This window comes from Actinocorallia lasiicapitis (genome assembly GCF_054778695.1).
The window spans coordinates 1-796 of record NZ_BAAGZI010000837.1 but is presented as its reverse complement, the minus strand read 5'-3'; the positions used below and the strand labels follow the sequence as shown (position 1 = coordinate 796).

Genomic DNA, 796 nt, shown 5'->3' with positions numbered 1-796 from the left:
CAGCCGGGCGGTGAAGGCGGCGGGGTCCTCCCCCGCTGCCTTGGCGTAGTGGGCGAGCCTCCCGTCCCTGCGGCGGACCGTCACCGCGGCGGACCGCCCGCCCGCGTGCCAGCAGGCCAGTTCGAACAGGGTGACCCGGCCGGCCGTGCCGTGGACGTCCTCGAAGGCCTGGGCGAGCCGTCCCAGCCGCAGGCTGAGGGTGTGGACGTTCAGCCGGTCCCCGGCGACGGGCAGGCTGAGGTCGGCGCGGCGCATCCGCCGCCGCCACAGATCGATGACGAACGGGACGAACACGGTGCCCCGGCCGGTCAGCACCGACCAGTGCTCCACGGCCTGCGGGTCGAACAGCCGGGCGGGTGCGACCATCAGCCCGGTCTCGGCCCGTCCGAGCCGGTCGAACGGGATCCCCCGATGGGACAGGACGACGGGCACCGCGTACCGTCCGCCGAGCATCCGCAGCTCACGCTGGTCGAGGTCGACGAACTCGGTGCCGCCGAGCGGCGCGGTCCCCGACGCGAGGTCGCCGGAGTGGACGGCCGCCCCGGAGCCCAGCCGCAGCCGGGTGTAGTCGCAGACCCCGACGAACGCCCAGCTCTCGTCGTAGACGGCGACGGCCAGGTCCAGGTCGACGGGTTCCGCCCGTTCCGCCCAGTGCGTGTACAGCCGGAGCCGTCCGCGCGGCAGCGGCACCGTCCCGCCCCGCGCCATCGACGGGACACCGGCCGCGGAGTCGCGCTCGCTGACCGGCGCGACCAGATCCGCCAGCCCTTCGTCGACCAGCGCGGCCCCCACCGGC

Annotated in this window: 1 protein-coding gene; it reads right to left on the bottom strand. The window is 75.6% G+C overall.

Going from position 1 to position 796, the window contains the following annotated elements:
• Positions 1-796: TerD family protein (locus ACYVE7_RS34975; protein WP_460370959.1), on the bottom strand; the 796-nt coding region annotated here is incomplete at both ends.